The sequence below is a fragment of the Reyranella sp. genome (assembly GCF_044224635.1).
Taxonomy (GTDB): Bacteria; Pseudomonadota; Alphaproteobacteria; order Reyranellales; family Reyranellaceae; genus Reyranella.
In genome coordinates this window covers 1-17589 of the sequence record NZ_JBGAKA010000070.1, presented here as the reverse complement: position 1 = coordinate 17589, position 17589 = coordinate 1, and the positions used below count along the sequence as shown (strand labels likewise).

Genomic DNA, 17589 nt, shown 5'->3' with positions numbered 1-17589 from the left:
TGTAGTGGATAGCCAGCGAGAGACTTTGGCTACACAACGCGGTTAGCCCTGCACCGACGATGCGTCACCCACCCGCCCCCAGCGCATGATCCCTCTGTCGCCGTGTGACGGCGACACCTCCCCAGCGGAGCTGGGGAGGAGAGGATCAGTGCGGACCGCGAGCATCAGCGGACTTAGAGCCCGCTAGACATCCGCCTGCACGAGGTGCTGGGCCTGGACGACGCCGGTCAGCACCGTTTGCGGGTTGTCGGTCACGGCGTGCATCAGGGCCCGGGCTTCCGCGCCGTCGTCTGCGCTGGTCCATTGCGAGCCGAGCTGCTCCTGCTGCTGCACGTACTCGAGATTGACCGCCACCTTGCCCATCAGGGTGGTGATGTCGTGGCCGGCGACCGTATCCTGGGCGCCGTTGATGATCTGGATCAGGACGAAGCCCACGAAGGCGCCGCTTGCCAGGGTCTGCTTGATCTCGTTCGTCCAGTAGGCGAGGCCGCCGGCATCCGGCGTGCGGTTGAACATGTTGTCGTAGACGCTGTTCAGGAAGCCCTGGATCTCGGCATCAGTCGAGCCCTGCGGATGGTCCAGGAACGGATAGAGCGCCTTCGCCTCGTCGCTGACCGCGAACGAGCTGGCAATGTTCGCGAACAGATCGTGCTGGCTCATCTTGGTTTCGTTGACCGCGAACTGGTTGACCCAGAACTCGAAGCCCGGGGCATCGGCGCCGCGGCCGAAGAAGGAGATGTAGGTTGCTGCGACCTGCTCCTCGCGGTCGAGCGCGATCAGGTTCAGGGTGGTCGCGGCGCCGTTGGCAAGCGTCGGGACGACGTAGACCAGGGCTGTCGTCGCGTCGAGCGAGCCGTTGGCCGAGGCTTCGTAGGTGAACGAATCGATGCCGGCGAAGCCGTTGACGGCGGTGTACTTGAAGCTGCCGTCACTGTTGAAATCCAGGGTCCCGTTCTCCGGGCCCGTGCGATGGACAGCGCTTTGCGGTGCTGTCCCCTCGTCGTTGAACAGCACGCCCGAGCCGGCGCCGATGGTCAACGACTTGTTCTGCAGCACGATGTAGGCGTCGTTGTGCACGCCCTGCGGCCCGGCGGTGCCGTCGTCATTGACGATGGCGCCGCTCGCCGTGCCGGTCCCGATCACCACGCCCGACGACGGGCTCGACAGGTTGACCAGGAAGCTTTCGTTGGTCTCGACCAGGGTGTCGCCCTGGACATTGACGATCACGTTCTTCGAGGTCTCACCGGCCGCGAAGGTCAGCGTCCCGGATGGCAGCACGCCACCGGCGAAATCGGCGCCCGATACACTGCCGCCGGAGACCGACCAGTTGATCGTCTCGGCCGATGTCGCGGCATGGTCGAGCGTCACCGCGAAGATGTACGGGATGACGCCCGAATCGCCTTCGGCGTGATTGATGGTGGTGGGCCCGATCGACACGAGCGGCAGCCCGCCCGAGATGTCCAGGGTGTAGCTGTGACCGACACCAGCCGTGACATTGGTCGCCGCATCGATCGTGCGCACCGACAGGGTGCCGGCGCCCGGCGAGAGGATGACCCCGCTCGCCGTCCATGTGCCCGCTCCCGCCGACGCATCGATCCAGGTCGTGCCGTTGGCGCTCACCTGGATCTTCTCACCGATGCCCAAGGTGCCGGTGAAGGTGCCGCTCACGGTCTGCGAGGCCACCGTGGTGACGAAGTCGCCCGGCGTGCCGGTGTCGGCGCTCAGCGCCGTCACGGTCGCGACAGCCGGCGGCAGCACCGTGTCCAGCGTGTAGGCATGGCCAGTGCCGAGCGTGGAGTTCGAGGCGGCATCGATGGTGCGCACCAGCAGGATCCCGGTGCCCGGCGACAGGATGACGCCCGCCGCCGACCACGTCCCAGCGCCTGCCGTCGCATCGACCCAGGTCGTGCCGTCGGCGCTTACCTGGAACTTCTCACCGGCGGCCAGCGTGCCAGCGAAGCTGCCGCTCACCGTCTGCGACGCCACGTTGGTGACGAAGTCGCCCGGCGTGCCGGTGTCGGCGCTGATGGCCGTCACCGTGCCCACCGCCGGGGGCGCCACGGTGTCGATGGTGAAGGCCGGCGAAGTCGAGCTGGTCGAGCTGTTGCCCGCCGCGTCCGTCGCCGTCGCCGTTACGGTCTTGCCGGTGCCCTGGCCAATCGTCGACTGGTCGGTCGGCGTCAGCGTGTAGGTCCAATTGCCGCTGCCATCGGTCGTCGTCGTGCCGAGCGTCGTGGCGCCGTCCTTGACCGTGATCGTGCTGCCGGCCTCGGCCGTGCCGGCGACGGTGGCGTCGCCGGGCTGGCCGCTCACCGTGCCGTCCGGACCACCGACCGAGCCGATCGCCGGGGCCGCCGGAGCCGATGTGTCGAGCGTGTAGGCGTGGCCCACACCGTCGGTGATGTTGGAGGCCATGTCGATCGTGCGCACCGACAGGATGCCGCTCCCCGGCGGCAGCGTGATGCCCGCGACCGACCAGGTGCCGGCGCCTGCCGTCGCGTCGACCCAGGTCGTGCCGTTCGTGCTCACCTGGATCTTGTCGCCGGCCGCCAAGGCGCCGGTGAAGGTGCCACTCACGGTCTGAGCCGCGACGTTGGTGACGAAGTCGCCGGCGGTGCCGGTGTCGGCGCTGAGCGCCGTCACCGTCGCCACGGCCGCTGGTCCGCCCACGGTCAAGGTGTAGCCGTGGCCGTTGCCGGCCGTGATGTTGGCGGCCGAGTCGATGGTGCGCACCGACAGCGTGCCGCTGCCTGGCAACAGGGTAACCCCGGCGGCCGACCAGGTGCTCGCGCCCGCCGTGGCGTCGATCCAGGTCGTGCCGTCGAGACTGACCTGGATCTTCTCGCCGGCGCCCAGGGTGCCGGTGAAGGTGCCGCTCACCGTCTGCGAGGCCACGGCCGTGACGAAGTCGCCGGGCGTGCCGGTATCGGCGCTGATCGCCATCACCGTCGCGACCACCGGCGGCAGCACCGTATCCAGCGTGTAGGCATGGCCAACACCCGCGGCCGTGTTCAACGCCGTGTCGATGGTGCGCACCGACAGGGTGCCGCTGCCGGGCGACAGGGTGACGCCGGTCGCCGACCATGTGCCGACCCCTGATGTCGCGTCGACCCAGGTCGTGCCGTTGGCGCTCACCTGGATCTTCTCGCCAGCGCCCAGCGTGCCGGTGAAGGTGCCGCTCACCGTCTGAGACGCCACGCTGGTGATGAAGTCGCCCGGCGTGCCGGTGTCGCTGCTGATGGCCGTCACGGTCGCGATCGCCGGCGGGACCACGGTATCGATCGTGAAGGCAGCGGACGTCGAGCTGATCGAGCTGTTGCCCGCCGTGTCCGTCGCCGTCGCCGACACCGTCTTGCCCGACCCCTGGCCGATCGTCGTCAGGTCACCCGGAGTCAAGGCATAGGTCCAGGCGCCGCTGCCATCGGTCGTCGTCGTGCCGAGCGTCGTGGCGCCGTTCTTGACCGTGATCGTGCTGCCGGCCTCGGCCGTACCGGCGACTGTCGCGTCGCCGGGCTGGCCGCTCACGGTGCCGTCCGCACCGCCGACCGAGCTAATCGCCGGAGCTGCCGGCGCCAAGGCGTCCAGCGTGTAGGCATGGCCGATACCGGCGGCGGTGTTCGACGAGGCGTCGATGGTGCGCACCGACAAGGTGCCGCTGCCCGCCAGCAGGATGACGGCAGCGGCCGACCAGGTGCCGGCGCCCGCCGTCGCATCGATCCAGGTCGCGCCATCGACGCTCACCTGGATCTTGTCGCCGGCCGCCAGCGTGCCGGTGAACGTGCCGCTCACCGCTTGCGTTGCGACGTTGGTGATGAAGTCACCGGCAATGCCGCTGTCGGCGCTGAGCGCCGTCACAGTCGCCACCGCCGCCGGTCCGCTCGCGGTCAGGGTGTAGGCGTGACCGTTGCCGGATGTGACATTGGCCGCCGTATCGATGGTGCGCACCGACAAGGTGCCGCTGCCCAGCGCCAAGGTGACGCCCGCTGCCGACCACGTGCCCGCGCCGGCCGTCGCATCGATCCAGGTCGCGCCGTCGACGCTCACCTGGATCTTCTCAGCCCCGCCCAGCGTGCCGGTGAACGTGCCGCTCACCGTCTGCGCCGCAACGGTCGTCACGAAATCGCCGGGCGTGCCGGTGTCGGCGCTGATTGCCGTCACCGTCGCGACGGCGGGCGGCGCCACGGTGTCGAGCGTATAGGCATGACCAACGCCAGCAGCGCTGTTCGACGCCGTGTCGATGGTGCGCACCGACAAGGTGCCGCTGCCCGGCTGCAGGGTGACGCCCGCTGCCGACCAAGTCCCGGCAACCGCCGTTGCGTCGATCCAGGTCGCGCCGTCGGTGCTCACCTGGATCTTCTCGCCGGCGCCCAGCGTCCCGGTGAAGGTGCCGCTCACTGTCTGCGACGCGACGCTGGTGACGAAGTCGCCTTGTGTGCCGGTGTCGGCGCTCAATGCCGTCACTGTCGCGATTGCCGGCGGCGCCCCCGTATCCAGCGTGTAGGCATGGCCGACGCCGGCAGTGGTGTTGGTTGCCCCATCGATGGTGCGCACCGACAGCAGGCCCGTGCCCGGCGACAGGGTGACGCCGGCCGCCGACCAGGTACCGGCACCGGCCGTCGCGTCGACCCAGGTCGCGCCGTTGGCGCTCACCTGGATCTTCTCGCCGGCGCCCAGCGTCCCGGTGAAGGTGCCGCTCACCGTCTGCGCTGCAATGGCCGTGATGAAGTCGCCGGGCGTGCCTGAGTCGGCACTGAGTGCCGTCACGGTCGCGATCGCCGGCGGCACCACGGTATCGATCGTGAAGGCCGCCGAATTCGTGCTGGTCGAGCTGTTGCCCGCCGTGTCGGTCGCTGTCGCCGATACCGTCTTGCCCGTGCCCTGGCCGATCGTCGTCAGATCACCAGGGGTCAAGGTATAGGTCCAGCCGCCGCTGCCGTCGGCCGTCGCGGTGCCGAGGGTCGTGGCGCCATTCTTCACCGTGATCGTGCTGCCGGCCTCCGCCGTGCCGGTGACGCTGGCGTCGCCGGGTTGGCCGCTCACCGTGCTGTCGGCGCCGCCGACCGAGCCGATCACCGGGGCCGCCGGCGCGCTCGCATCGAGCGTATAGGCATGTCCGACGCCGGCGGTCGCGTTGGAGGCCACATCGATCGTGCGGACCGACAGGGTGCCACTGCCCGCCAGCAGGGTGACGCCCGCCACCGACCAAGTGCCCGCGCCGGCCGTCGCGTCGATCCAGGTCGCGCCGTCGACGCTCACCTGGATCTTGTCGCCCGCCGCCAATGTGCCGGTGAACGTGCCGCTCACCGTCTGGGCGGCGACGTTGGTGATGAAGTCGCCGGCGACGCCGCTGTCGGCGCTGAGCGCCGTCACCGTCGCCACCGCCGTCGGGCCGGTCACCGTCAAGGTGAAGGCATGGTTGACGCCCGCGGTGACATTGGCCGCGGCGTCGATCGTGCGCACCGACAGGGTGCCGCTGCCCGGCGACAGCGTGACCCCGGCCGCCGACCACGTGCCAGCGCCAGCCGTCGCGCCGATCCAGGTCGTGCCGTCGACGCTGACCTGGATCTTCTCGCCCGCGGCCAGCGTCCCGGTGAAGGTGCCGCTCACTGTCTGCGACGCCACGGCCGTCACGAAGTCTCCGGGCGTGCCGGTGTCCGCGCTGAGCGCCGCCACCGTCGCGACAGCGCCCGGCGCCGTGGTATCGAGGACGTAGGTCTGTCCTGTGCCGAGGGTGGCGTTGCCCGCGGCATCGATCGTCTGAACCAGCAGAAGGCCGACCCCGGGCGACAGCGTCACGCCTGCTGCCGACCAGGTGCCGGCGCCCGCCGTGGCATCGACCCAGGTCGTGCCGTCAGCGCTCACCTGGATCTTCTCACCGGCATCCAACGTCCCAGCGAAGGTGCCGCTCACCGTCTGCGTGCCGACGTTGGTGATGAAGTCCCCTGACGTGCCGCTGTCGCTGCTGAGCCCCTTGACGGCGGCGGTCGCGGTTGGCGCCACGGTGTCGACCGTGAAGGCGGCAGACGTCGCCCCACTCGAGGCGTTTCCCGCCTTGTCGGCGGCGGTCGCCGTGATGGTCTTGCCCGCTCCCTGGCCAATCGCCGCGACGTTCGCCGGGCTGAGATCGAGGCTCCAGGTGCCGCTACCATCGGCCGTCGCAGTACCGAGAGTCGTCGCACCGCTCTTCACCGTAATGGTGCTGCCCGCCTCGGCCGTGCCACCGACCGTCGCATCGCCGGCCTGGCCGCTGACGGTGCCGTCGGCGCCACCGATCGGGTTGACGGTCGGCGCGGCAGGCGCGCTGGTGTCGAGGGTGAAGACGCGGCCGGTGCCGGCCGTGACGTTGGCGGCCGCATCGATCGTACGCACCGACAGGGTGCCGACGCCCGACGGCAAGGTGACGGCCGCCGACCAGGTGCCGGCGCCGGCGGTCGCGTCGATCCAGGTCGCGCCATCGACGCTCACCTGGATTTTCTCTCCCGCGCCCAGCGCGCCGGTGAAGGTGCCACTCACAGTCTGGCCCGCAACGTTGGTGACGAAGTCGCCAGCGGTGCCGGAATCGGCGCTGAGCGCGGTGACCGCCGCCGCCGCTGCCGGGGCGCTGGCGTCCAGGGTGAAGGCATGCCCGGTTCCTGCCGTGACGTTGGCCGCCACGTCGATCGTGCGCACCGACAAGGCGCCGCTGCCGGACGGCAAGGTGACTCCCGCAGCCGACCAGGTGCCGGCGCCGGCCGACGCGTCGATCCAGGTCGTACCGTCGACGCTCACCTGAATCGTCTCGCCCGCCCCCAGCGTGCCGGTGAACGTGCCGCTCACCGTCTGCGATGCCAGGTTGGTGATGAAATCGCCGGCTGTTCCGCTATCGGCGCTCAGCGCGGTAACCGCGGCGACGGCAACGGGCGCAACCGCGTCGAGGGTGAAGCCGTGGCCCGTGCCGGCCGTGACGTTGCCCGCGGCGTCGATCGTCTGGACCGACAGGGTGCCGCTGCCGGGCGGCAGCGTGACGCTCGCGGTCCAGGTGCCGCTGCCCGCCGTCGCATCGATCCAGGTCGTCCCGTCGGTGCTGACCTGGACCTTCTCCCCCGCCCCCAGAGCCCCGGTGAAGGTGCCGCTGACCGTTTGCGCGGCCGTATTGGTGATGAAGTCTCCGGACGCGCCGCTATCCGAGCTCAATCCCGTGACGGTGGCGAAGGCGGCCGGCGTCGCCGTATCGACCGTGAATGCCAGTGACGTCGTGGTGGTCGACGTATTGCCGGCAAGGTCGGATGCCGTCGCCGTCACGGTCTTGCCGGAACCCTGGCCGATGGTGGCCAGGTTCGATCCGGAAAGGACGAGGCTCCAGTTGCCGGAACCATCGGCCGTCGCCGTCCCGAGCGTGGTCGCTCCAGACTTCACCGCGACGCTGCTGCCCGCCTCGGCTGTGCCGGTGATCGTCGCATCGCCGGGCTGCGTGCTCACCGTGCTGTCGGGGCCACCGATCACGTTGATCGCGGGGGCAGCCGGCGCAGTCGTGTCGAGTGTGAAGCTGTGGCCGGCGCCGGCGGCGACGTTTGCCGCAACGTCGATGGTGCGCACCGATAACGTGCCGCTGCCGGAGGGCAGCGTGACGCTGGCCGTCCAGGTGCCGGCACCCGCCATGGCGTCGATCCACGTCGCGCCATCGGTGCTCACCTGGATGGTCTCGCCAGCCGCCAGGGTCCCGGTGAAGGTGCCGCTCACCGTCTGCGCCGCCACGTTGGTGACGAAGTCGCCGGCGAAGCCTGAGTCGGCGCTCAAGCCCGTCACGGTAGCGATCGCCATGGACGGCGTCGCGTCCACGGTCACGGTCTGGGTATCGAATGCCGTCAGCGGGAGCAGCGTGTCGGCCACGATGATCGTGTACGTCCCGTCCGCCAGGCTCTGCGCGTCGACTTCCGTCGACGTCGTGAGATCGAACGACCAGGGCACGGCGAGCCCGAGAAGGAAAGTCATGTCGACCGTCCCGACGAGTGTCGGGGTCGCGAAGGCGTCACCCTGTATCCAGATCCCGAGGGTCGATCCGACCAGGGTGATGTTGGCGTCGCCGCCGATCGTCAGGGTTCGATCGTTGGTGATGAAATCGCCCGCCGTTCCGCTGTCGGTCGTGATGGACGTGATGTTCGCGCCAATGATCGGCATGGTTTTCCTCCAGAGGATCTGTGAAGAACTGCAATCAATACGGGTTCATATCCAGGATTTTACAATCACCGATGGTCTTTGCCTGCATGGATTGGCTTCAGAGGACGTCGACATGCATTCGATCGCCTCTCGCGAGACTCCGTCAGGACTGCGTGTAGAAGGGTTGGAAACGGGTAAACGGCGCGCGACGCGGCGCCGTGCCCGCGTCTAGCTGCTGTTTGTTCCTGGTGGAGAGACTGCCTTCGCTTGGCGAAGGATATCGGACGCTTCCCGATGGCAACGAAGCATAGTGGTCGTTCCTGCAGCTAGCGTCGGATGGCGACACGCCGCCGGCGTTTGTGAGCGAGCGTTGGCACGGCAACCGCAACCCAACTGCATCTAGCAACGTGCATACCTCTTCGCCGGTTGCCGGTTGCACCATATTTCTACTTTATCTTTCACACCATTTTGGAACCAACTGGCTTCTCGCCGGTCCTGTTCGATCGGCGCGAGCGGTGCGCACCAAGATCAAATCACGATTGCAAGCCGTAGCCGGCGATTGGCTCGTCACCGTGATTCCATGACTTGCCGGACGAAGCGCCGGCGCGGCATCCTCGCCTGCACGCCATCGCTTGGTGGCCAGAGGAAGCTTGCGGATGCGTCAGGTCGATCGTCGCCAAAGTGAAACGATTCTCGGCGCCATGCGTCAGGTGGCGTTGGCCAACGGGCGGCCGCTCACCTACGCCGATACGGCCAGCATCTTGGCGGCCGCCCGCTACCTGCTGCGCCGTCACGACATCACGGACCTCGGCGCGCTGCCCCCTGTCGAGCCGGCCGACCTGGTAGCGACGCTCAGGACGGACCACGCGCTGGCCGTCGAGGCGGTGAAGTATCTGGCCATCATGGTGATGGTCGACGGCGCTCTCGACGGCGACAAGCTACATCGGGTTCTGGCTTACGCGCGCGCTCTCGATGTCGAGGAGAACTACCTTACCCAAATGGTCGAGGCGGCCTCGGGCCACATGTCGTGGGTGATCGCCGACATGACCATGCGCAACGCCGAAAGCATCGTCAGCGGCGCCTGGAGCGACCGGCCCGATCCGTCGGCCTGGATCCTGCCCTATGGCGGCGCCAACGCGCAGCCCGAGCTCGCCGCCCGCTACGAGGCCCTCGGAAAGCTGCCGGATCACACCTTCGGCAAGGCGCTGTGGAATTTCGACAAGACAAACGGCTATGCCTTTCCGGGCGAGCCGACCGCGCTCAACGCGACCTTCGCCACGCCGCACGACGCAACACACGTGATCTCGGGCTACGATACCAGCTACCGTGGCGAGATCCTGGTCTCGACCTTCACCGCCGGCATGCATCCGATCAACCCGATGGCCGGCCACATCCTGCCGGTGATCTTCAATGGCCATCTCGGCGTGAAGTTCAATGACGTCGCGGCTCCAGCGCACGGCGGCTTCGATCCAGACGAGTTCTGGCACGCCTGGGCGCGTGGACGCGACATGACGATCGATCTCTTCGCCCCCGACTGGACCGTCTGGGACTGGGTCGAGCAGGACCTGGAGGATCTCAGGCGACGGTTCAACGTCTCGCCGCCCGGCAGCGTGCTCATATGAGGCTGGCCCGAAGCACTCCGTCCGCAGCCGGCAAGCCGGTTCGGGCCTGACCGCTATCGGCGACCCGCGCGGTCCACCGGGCCGCCGCGATTGCCCGGCTCCACGCCGGGACCGGGCGCGCCGACACCGGCGCCCGGGGCAACACCCACGCCGGGCGCGCCGGCACCGGCGCCCGGCCTGACGCCAGCGCCGGGAGCGCCGACTCCGGGTCCCGGCGCCACGCCGACTCCCGGCGCACCGGCACCGGGCCTGACGACACAATTGGCCGGCACGCCGGGCGACGTGCAGTAGACGACCTGCGCATTGGCCTGCGCGATTGTCGAACCAAGAATGGCGATCGACAGGAGGACAACCGGGATACGCATGTCGGTTCGGCCTTTCGTCGTGTTTCGCGCGCGCTGCTTTTCATCTTGCGTGAAACACAATAGCCACCTTCAAGCATGGCGACGAGTCTCCCGCGTACTCTCCCGAATGGAGTTGCTCGGGAGTGGACATGTCTTGAGTTCTACACCACAGGGCTGGCGCCGCCGTCGACGTTGATGGCGACGCCGGTGATGAAGGAGCCGGCGTCGGAGCACAGGAAGCAGGCCATGCGGGCGAACTCCTCGGCCTTGCCCATGCGGCCGATCGGGATGCGGCCTTTCGCCATGCCGTCGAGGAACTCCTGGTAGCTCTTGCCGCCGCCGGCCGTCTTGTGGCGCCGCTGCCACTGGTCGCTCTCGATCAGGCCGACCAGCATGGCGTTGACCAGCACGTTGTGCTGCGCGTTCTCCTGGCTCAGCGCCTTGGTGAGCGCGAGGCCGGCGGCGCGGCTGACGCTGGTCGGCGTCGAGTTGGCGTTGGGCGCCTTGGCGCCGATGTTCAGCACGTTGACGACGCGGCCCCATTTGCGCTCGCGCATGCCGGGCAGCGCCAGGCGCAGCAGGCGGATGGCAGCAAACAGCTTGAGGTCGAGGTCGCCCTGCCAATCCTCGTCGGTCACCGTGTCGAACGGCTTGGCGTGGCTGATGCCGGCATTGTTGACCACGATGTCAACCTTGCCGAAGTCTCTCGAGATCTTGCTCCAGGTGTCGGCGATTGCCTTGGCCTGCGAGACGTCGCACGAATAGGCCTCGACCTTGGCGTTGGTCTTGCCGGCCGCCGCCGTCACTTCCTTCTTGGCCGCCGCCAGCACGTCGGCCTTGCGGGCGAGCATTGCCACCGAGGCGCCCGATGCGGCGAATTCCTTCGCCATGGCCAAGCCCAGGCCCGTGCTGCCACCGGTGATCACGGCCACGCGGCCGTCCATGCGTACTTCCACAATCTCCTCCCTCGAACTGTCCGGATGTCTAGTTTCGCAGTCTAGCGATTGCCGCGAGCACACGCTCGGGGGTCGCCGGCGCATCGAGCCGCACAGCGGTCTTGTGATCGCCGACCGCCTCGATGGCATTCCTGAGCGCCGTCCACACCGCCGTGGCGAGCAGCAGCGGCGGCTCGCCGACCGCCTTGGAGCGGAAGATCGTCGCCTCGCGCGACGGCGCATTGTCCAGCAGCTTCACGTTGAAGATCGGCGGGGCGTCCCGGCTGCCCGGGATCTTGTAGGTCGACGGGCCGACCGTGCGCAGCCGACCGTGCTTGTCCCACCACAGCTCCTCGCAAGTAAGCCAGCCCTGCCCCTGCACGAAGGCGCCCTCGATCTGGCCGAGATCGATCGACGGATTGAGCGAGGCGCCGCAATCCTGCACCAGATCGGCGCGCAGCACGCGGTTCTCGCCGGTCAGGGTGTCGACCGCGACCTCGGCCGCTGCCGCGCCGAACGAGAAATAGAAGAACGGACGACCGCGCATGGCGGCGCCGTCCCAATGGACCTTGGGCGTCTTGTAGAAGCCGGTGGACGAGAGCGAGACGCGGCCCTGGTAGCAAAGCCTTGCCAGCTCGCCGAAGCTCATCACCTGATTGCTGCCCGGCTTGGCGATGCGCACGGTGCCGTCGGCGAACTCGATGTCATCCGCAGCCGAGGCGAAATGCTCTGACGCGAAGGCGATCATGCGCTGCTTGATGGTGTTGGCAGCCTCCCACGCCGCCCAGCCATTGAGGTCGGATCCGGTCGAGGCGGCGGTCGGCGAGGTGTTGGGCACCTCGGCGGTCGACGTCGCGCTGGGCCGGATGCGATCGATGTCGACCTTGAACACTTCGGCGACGACCTGCACCACCTTGATGAACAGGCCCTGCCCCATCTCGGTGCCGCCATGGTTCAGGCGGATCGAGCCGTCGGTATAGACATGCACCAGTGCGCCGGCCTGGTTCAGGTGCGGCAGGTTGAAGGAGATGCCGAACTTCAGCGGAAAGACGCCGAGCCCGCGCTTGAGGATCGGGCTGGTGCGATTGAAGGCGTCGATCTCAGCCCGCCGGCGCTCGAGCGCGCCGCCCTGCTTCACCTCGGCCCAGCAACGCGCCAGGTGGTTCTCGTCGACCTTCTGGCCGTACGGCGTCTCGTCCTGTCCGTCGCGATAGAAATTGAGGACGCGGATGTCCCAGGGGTCGCGGCCGAGATGACGGGCGATACGATCCAGCGCATCCTCCATCACCAGCACGCCCTGCGGTCCGCCGAAGCCGCGGAACGCGGTGTTGGACTGCAGGTTGGTGCGGCAGGCATAGCCGACGGCGCGGACATGCGGCAGCCAGTAGGCGTTGTCGACGTGGGTAAGCGCCCGCGCGATCACGCCCGGCGTCATGTCGAGGCTCCAGCCGGCATCGGCCGCCAGCACGGCATCGAGAGCCAGCACACGGCCCTCGCCGTCGAAGCCCACCTCGTAGCGATACTGGAAACCGTGCCGCTTGCCGGTCGCGATCATGTCGATCTCGCGCGGCAGGCGCAGCTTGACCGGACGCCCTGTCCTGGCGGCCGCCAGGGCCGCCGCGCCGGCGATCGCCGAGGCGTTGCTCTCCTTGCCGCCGAAACCGCCGCCCAACCGCCGCACGACGATCGTCACGCGATTGAAAGCGCAGCCCAGGATCTCGGCGCAGACATGCTGGACCTCGGTCGGATGCTGGGTCGAGGAATGGACGACGAGGTCGCCATCCTCGCCCGGCAGGGCGAAGGCGATCTGGCCCTCAAGATAGAAATGCTCCTGGCCGCCGACGCTGAACGCGGCGCTGAGACGATGCGGCGCGCTCTTCATCGCCGCATCGGGGTCGCCGCGCAGGATCGTCGACGGCGCCTGCACGTAGGCCTTCCTGGCGAGCGCCGTCTCGATATCGAGGATCTCCTCGCCAGGCTCGATGTCGAGTTGCGCCAGCTCGGCGGCGGCGCGCGCCTGGTCGAGCGTGCCGGCCACCACCAGGGCCACCGCCTGGCCGATGAACTCGACGCGGTCGTGCGCGAACAAGGGCTCGTCCTTGCCGGGGCCGGCGATGTTGTTGTGGCCGGGAATGTCCGCGGCGGTGAAGGTGGCGACGACGCCAGGAGCGGCAGCAGCCTTGCTGAGGTCGATACGGCGCAGGCGGCCGCTCGCGATCGGGCTCAGCACCAGCGCGGCATGCAGGGTGCCGGGCGGCTCCGGCATGTCGTCGATGTAGATCGCCTGGCCGGTGACATGCTTCAGCGCACTGTCGTGGCGCAGGGAGGCATGGACAGTCATAGCGCTTCGACCTCGATGGGACGCGTCGGCTCGGCGATGCGCCAATAGAGCCGGCGCAGCAGGTTGGCAGCGGCCGTTCGCCGATAGGCGGCCGAGCCGCGCCAATCGTCGATCGGCTCGAACTCACGCGCGACGGCGGCGGCCGCCGCTTCGAAGGTCGCTGGCGAGACCGGCTGGCCGCGCAATGCCGCCTCGACCAGCAGGGCGCGGCGCGGCGTCGCCGCCATGCCGCCGAAGCCAACGCGGACGTCCTCGATCCTGCCACCCGCGAGACGCAGGCGATAGGCGGCGGCGACGGTGGAGATATCCTGATCTCGCCGCTTGCTGAGCTTGTCGCAGAAAAAGACCTCGCCGGGCCACAGCCTGGGCAGGCTAAGATTCTCGATCACCTCGTCGCCGGCCAGCGCCGTCTTGCGATAGCCGACGAAGAACGCCTCGATCGGCAGCTCGCGGGCGCCGCGCATGGAGACCAGACGCAGCGTCGTCTCCAGCGCGATCAATACTGGCGGCATGTCGCCGATCGGCGACGCCGTGCCGACATTGCCGCCGATCGTGCCCAGGGTGCGGATCTGCCGCGAACCGAGGCGCGTCAGGTAAGTTGCCAGCGCCGGATAGTCGGCAACCAGGATCGGCATGGCGCGCGCATACGTCACGGCAGCGCCGATCGTCAGCCGCTCCTTGCTGTCGGCGATCGCCGTGAGCTCGGGCACGTGGGCGAGGTGAATGACCGATTTGGGCGGATGGCGCGACCGGCTGGCAAGCAGGCCGAGATCGGTGGCGCCGGCCAGCAGCAGCGCGTCGGGATGCGCGGCGCGCAGCGACAGCAGCTCGCCCAGCAAGCGCGGGGCGTGGAACACGCCGGCGAAGCTCGCCGAGGCCTCGCGCGCCGGACCCGGAATCGGCGGCTCGACCGCCATTCCGGCGACCTTCGTCATCGCCGCCACGATCGGCCGGTAGCCGGTGCAGCGGCAGAGGTTGCCGGCCAGGGCATCGTGGATGATCGCGGGCTCGGCCGGCTCACCGCCGGCCGCGAAGGCAAAGGCCGACATGACGAAGCCGGGCGTGCAGAAGCCGCATTGCGTGGCATCGGCCTCGGCCATCGCCACCTGCACGGGATGCGGCGCGCCGTCGGGGCGGCGCAGGCCCTCGACCGTGCGCACCGCCAGGCCGTCGATCTGACCGAGCAGGGCGATGCAGGAATTCATCGCCTCGCGCCGGCCGTCGGCGCTCTCCAGCACGACGGTGCAGGCGCCGCAATCGCCCTCCGCGCAGCCCTCCTTGGTGCCCTTGAGCTGGCGACGGTCGCGCAGCCAATCGAGCAGCGTCATCATCGGCGATACGTCGTCAAGCTCGATGGGCTGGTCGTTGAGCCGGAAGCGAATGCAATTCACCATGCGAACCAAGATGATCGGGCCAATGGTCCCGTGCAAGCTTCGCGCCGCACTCCTCGCGCGCAGCCGCCCATGCCATTTTCTTCGTCATCCCGAGAAGGGCTTGACGAGCAAGCTTTCATTCTCCTCCCCAGCGAAGCTGGGGAGGAGAATATAAGAGGTGCCGATACGCCCCTGCCGTCCCAGTTGCACGGCCTGTCGCCCCATGGTGCACTTCACCGGTCATAAACGAGAGTTCAGGTATGGATCCCTACAGGTTCGGCTATTCCCCCATCGTCGAGCGACCGCGACTTGCCTGGCCCAACAACGCCAGGGTGGCGGTATGGGTCTGCCCCAATATCGAGCATTACGAGTACGTCCCGGCCGAGGTCCGGGTGCGCAATCCGTGGCCGCGCATGCCGCATCCCGACGTGCTGGGCTATGGTGGCCGCGATTACGGCAACCGGGTCGGGCTGTGGCGCATGTTCGAGGTGCTCGACAAGCACAATGTGCGCTGCACGGTCTCGCTGTCGATGTCGGTGATCGAGATGTATCCCGAGATCCTCGAGGCCATGGAGCAGCGGCGCTGGGAGTACATGAGCCACGGCTATTTCAACACGCGTTACCACTGGGGCTACAGCGAGGAGGAGGAGCGCGAGGTCATCGAGCACAGCAAGGCCACGCATTTGCGCCTGACCGGCCGCCGGCTGCGCGGCTGGTTCTCGCCCGCCGTCTCCAACACGCTGGCCACGCCCGACCTCGTGAAGGAGGCCGGCCTCGACTACATGTGCGACTTCTACCATGACGACCAGCCGACGCCGATCGCCACCAGGCACGGCACGCTGATCCATGTGCCTTACACGATGGACATCAACGACGCGGCGATCTACCGCCAGCCGGTCGAGGCGGAGGAATTCGCGCAGATGATCGTCGATCATTTCGATACGGTCTATCGCGAGGGCAGCGAGAACGGCCGCGTCATGTGCATCGCGCTGCATCCCTACATGATGGGCGCACCGCACCGGGTGAAATTCCTCGACCGGGCGCTGGCCTATATCCGCAAGCACAAGGACGCCTGGATATGCACCGCCGAGGACATCCTAGACTGGTACGTCGCCAACGGGCTCGCCCCCTACCAGCAGCATCTCGGCAAGGAGGCGTGAGATGAACGCCCCCAAGGTGCCCAAGAACCCGCCGCCGCTGCCCGCCGGGATGGACAATCCCTGGTACGACTATTCGCCGTTTCCGGCGCGGCCGCGCCTCACCTGGCCGCGCAATGCCCGCGTCGCCTTCTTCGTCCTGCTCCATCTCGAGTATTGGGAGCTCAATCCGGACAAGGGCAGCCATCGCGACCCGCGGCTGGTCGGCGAGTTCGGCAGCTTCGTGCCGGACTATCGCAGCTGGACGCAGCGCGAGTACGGCAACCGCACCGGCATCTTCCGGGTGCTCGACGTGCTCGACCGCTATCAGATCCGCGCCGGCGTGGCGGTGAACGCCCTGGCGGCGGAACGCTATCCGTACCTGATCGAGCAGTTCAAGAAGCGGCGCTACGAGTTCATCGCCCATGGCCATTCGGCCAACCGCATGATCACCTCGAAGATGAGCGAGGACGAGGAGACGAAGGAGATCGCCGAGGCGATCGCGGCCCTCTCGCAGGCTGCCGGCGTGCGGCCCCAGGGCTGGCTCGGCCAGGATTACGGCGAGAGCCAGCGCACGCCGCAGCTGCTGGCCGACGCCGGCCTCGACTACGTCCTCGATTGGCCGAACGACGACCAGCCTTATGCGATGAAGGTCGGCCGCAAGTTCGTCGCCCTGCCCAACCAGCCGGAATGGGACGACGTGCAGCAGCTCGTGCTGCGCCGCATCGCCATGCCGCGCTATCCCGACATCGTCGCCGAGGCCTTCGAGCTCCTGCATCGCGAAGGCGGCCAGGTGTTCAACCTCTCTATCCATCCGTGGCTGATGGGCATGCCGCACCGCATAAAGTATCTCGACGAGGCGCTGCGCCGGGTCGAGCGCTTCGGCAATGTCTGGCATGCCACGCCCGGCGAGGTCGCCCGGCATTACATGGACACGATGATGGAGTGAGCCGATCGCGGTGTGCTGAACGACGGCGCACCTCTCTATTGTCATCCTGAGCGTAGCGAAGGATCTCATCGTCAGAGGTAACGGAGTACGCTCGTACCAGTCGGCGATGAGATCCTTCGCTGCGCTCAGGATGACAGAAAAGCGCGCAGTTGCGAACTGATCGACTGTCAACGAACGATGATCGAAAAGTCACAGAGCGGCCGCGGACCGTGTCTCATGCGAGGTCAACCCGAAAGTTGGCGCAAAAGCGGTCAATCCTTCAGCCGCTTCATCAGCTTTTCACGTACGTCGGGATCCTTCTGCGCCACTTCCATGATCGTCGTGAATTCGTCTACCGACAGGCCCTGGTCAGTGACCGCTTTCGACTCCTTCGATGTCGTTTTTCTGTGACGACTGGCTGCCTGACGAACGGCCCCCAGCCGTGAACAAGGCGCCCGTCGGAGGGTTGGTTGCTGATGTGACGATCATTCTCATCCCCAGCTGCGCTGCCGGCCCGCGCCACGATGCTGAGAAAATGGTGGCGCCGCTTGGAGACGCTCATGGTTGGGGGCGCGCGCCATTCCAGTGGCGCGTCTTCTGTGTGATCGACGATGATCGCGCCACTGGAGTGGCGCCCCCAGCGAAACATGAAAGGTCTGCCACTCGCGGTCGAGCAGCTGGTAACGCGAAAAGTGGCGAAATGCTGATCCGTTCAAGCTGATCCGTTCGAGATGCCGATCCTTAGCGGCGAACGCGTCCTCCGCCGACGCGTTC

The 17589-nt window shown here is 67.8% G+C and carries 10 protein-coding genes; 3 read left to right on the top strand and 7 right to left on the bottom strand.

Going from position 1 to position 17589, the window contains the following annotated elements; genetic code table 11:
- Nucleotides 1-183: 183 nt before the first annotated feature.
- Nucleotides 184-8157, bottom strand: coding sequence for an Ig-like domain-containing protein (locus ACILR9_RS35330; RefSeq protein WP_395714687.1), 7974 nt, complete (start codon nt 8155-8157; stop codon nt 184-186).
- A gap of 635 nt (nt 8158-8792) precedes the next feature.
- On the opposite strand from ACILR9_RS35330, the gene ACILR9_RS35325 reads away from it, so the two are divergent.
- A complete protein-coding gene (locus tag ACILR9_RS35325) occupies nt 8793-9758 on the top strand; it encodes a hypothetical protein (protein ID WP_395714686.1) in 966 nt (321 codons plus the stop codon).
- A 53-nt stretch (nt 9759-9811) separates the two neighbouring features.
- On the opposite strand, the gene ACILR9_RS35320 is transcribed toward ACILR9_RS35325, so the two are convergent.
- From ACILR9_RS35320 to xdhA, 4 genes are all read right to left on the bottom strand, one after another.
- Nucleotides 9812-10123 (bottom strand): hypothetical protein, encoded by a 312-nt coding sequence (locus ACILR9_RS35320; RefSeq protein WP_395714685.1) that lies wholly within the window; start codon nt 10121-10123, stop codon nt 9812-9814.
- Nucleotides 10124-10263: 140 nt separating this feature from the next.
- On the bottom strand, nt 10264-11046 hold the full coding sequence (locus tag ACILR9_RS35315; RefSeq protein ID WP_395714684.1) for an SDR family oxidoreductase: 783 nt from the start codon (nt 11044-11046) through the stop codon (nt 10264-10266).
- Nucleotides 11047-11086: 40 nt separating this feature from the next.
- Nucleotides 11087-13378 carry a xanthine dehydrogenase molybdopterin binding subunit gene (xdhB, locus tag ACILR9_RS35310; protein WP_395714683.1) on the bottom strand — a complete coding sequence of 764 codons (2292 nt, stop codon included), beginning with the start codon at nt 13376-13378 and terminating at the stop codon, nt 11087-11089.
- Nucleotides 13375-14808 (bottom strand): xanthine dehydrogenase small subunit, encoded by a 1434-nt coding sequence (xdhA, locus tag ACILR9_RS35305; protein WP_395714682.1) that lies wholly within the window; start codon nt 14806-14808, stop codon nt 13375-13377. Before xdhA ends, xdhB begins: the two co-directional genes overlap by 4 nt.
- Nucleotides 14809-15011: 203 nt before the next feature.
- Between xdhA and ACILR9_RS35300 the strand changes: the two genes are divergently transcribed.
- Together ACILR9_RS35300 and ACILR9_RS35295 are read left to right on the top strand one after the other, a co-directional pair.
- Entirely contained in the window at nt 15012-15911 is a 900-nt protein-coding gene (locus ACILR9_RS35300; RefSeq protein ID WP_395714681.1) for a polysaccharide deacetylase family protein, read from the top strand.
- A gap of 1 nt (nt 15912) precedes the next feature.
- A complete protein-coding gene (locus ACILR9_RS35295; protein ID WP_395714680.1) occupies nt 15913-16836 on the top strand; it encodes a polysaccharide deacetylase family protein in 924 nt (307 codons plus the stop codon).
- A 251-nt stretch (nt 16837-17087) separates the two neighbouring features.
- On the opposite strand, the gene ACILR9_RS35290 is transcribed toward ACILR9_RS35295, so the two are convergent.
- Together ACILR9_RS35290 and ACILR9_RS35285 are read right to left on the bottom strand one after the other, a co-directional pair.
- On the bottom strand, nt 17088-17255 hold the full coding sequence (locus ACILR9_RS35290; RefSeq protein WP_395714707.1) for a DUF4168 domain-containing protein: 168 nt from the start codon (nt 17253-17255) through the stop codon (nt 17088-17090).
- 51 nt (nt 17256-17306) lie between these two features.
- On the bottom strand, nt 17307-17589 hold a 283-nt coding region (locus ACILR9_RS35285), incomplete at its 5' end, for a hypothetical protein (protein WP_395714679.1).

Excerpts from the sequence above, each read along its gene's own strand:
- ACILR9_RS35330 (WP_395714687.1), bottom strand. The coding sequence starts at position 8,157 with ATGCCGATCATTGGCGCGAACATCACGTCCATCACGACCGACAGCGGA.
- ACILR9_RS35325 (WP_395714686.1), top strand. The coding sequence starts at position 8,793 with ATGCGTCAGGTCGATCGTCGCCAAAGTGAAACGATTCTCGGCGCCATG.
- ACILR9_RS35320 (WP_395714685.1), bottom strand. The coding sequence starts at position 10,123 with ATGCGTATCCCGGTTGTCCTCCTGTCGATCGCCATTCTTGGTTCGACA.
- ACILR9_RS35315 (WP_395714684.1), bottom strand. The coding sequence starts at position 11,046 with ATGGACGGCCGCGTGGCCGTGATCACCGGTGGCAGCACGGGCCTGGGC.
- xdhB (WP_395714683.1), bottom strand. The coding sequence starts at position 13,378 with ATGACTGTCCATGCCTCCCTGCGCCACGACAGTGCGCTGAAGCATGTC.
- ACILR9_RS35300 (WP_395714681.1), top strand. The coding sequence starts at position 15,012 with ATGGATCCCTACAGGTTCGGCTATTCCCCCATCGTCGAGCGACCGCGA.
- ACILR9_RS35295 (WP_395714680.1), top strand. The coding sequence starts at position 15,913 with ATGAACGCCCCCAAGGTGCCCAAGAACCCGCCGCCGCTGCCCGCCGGG.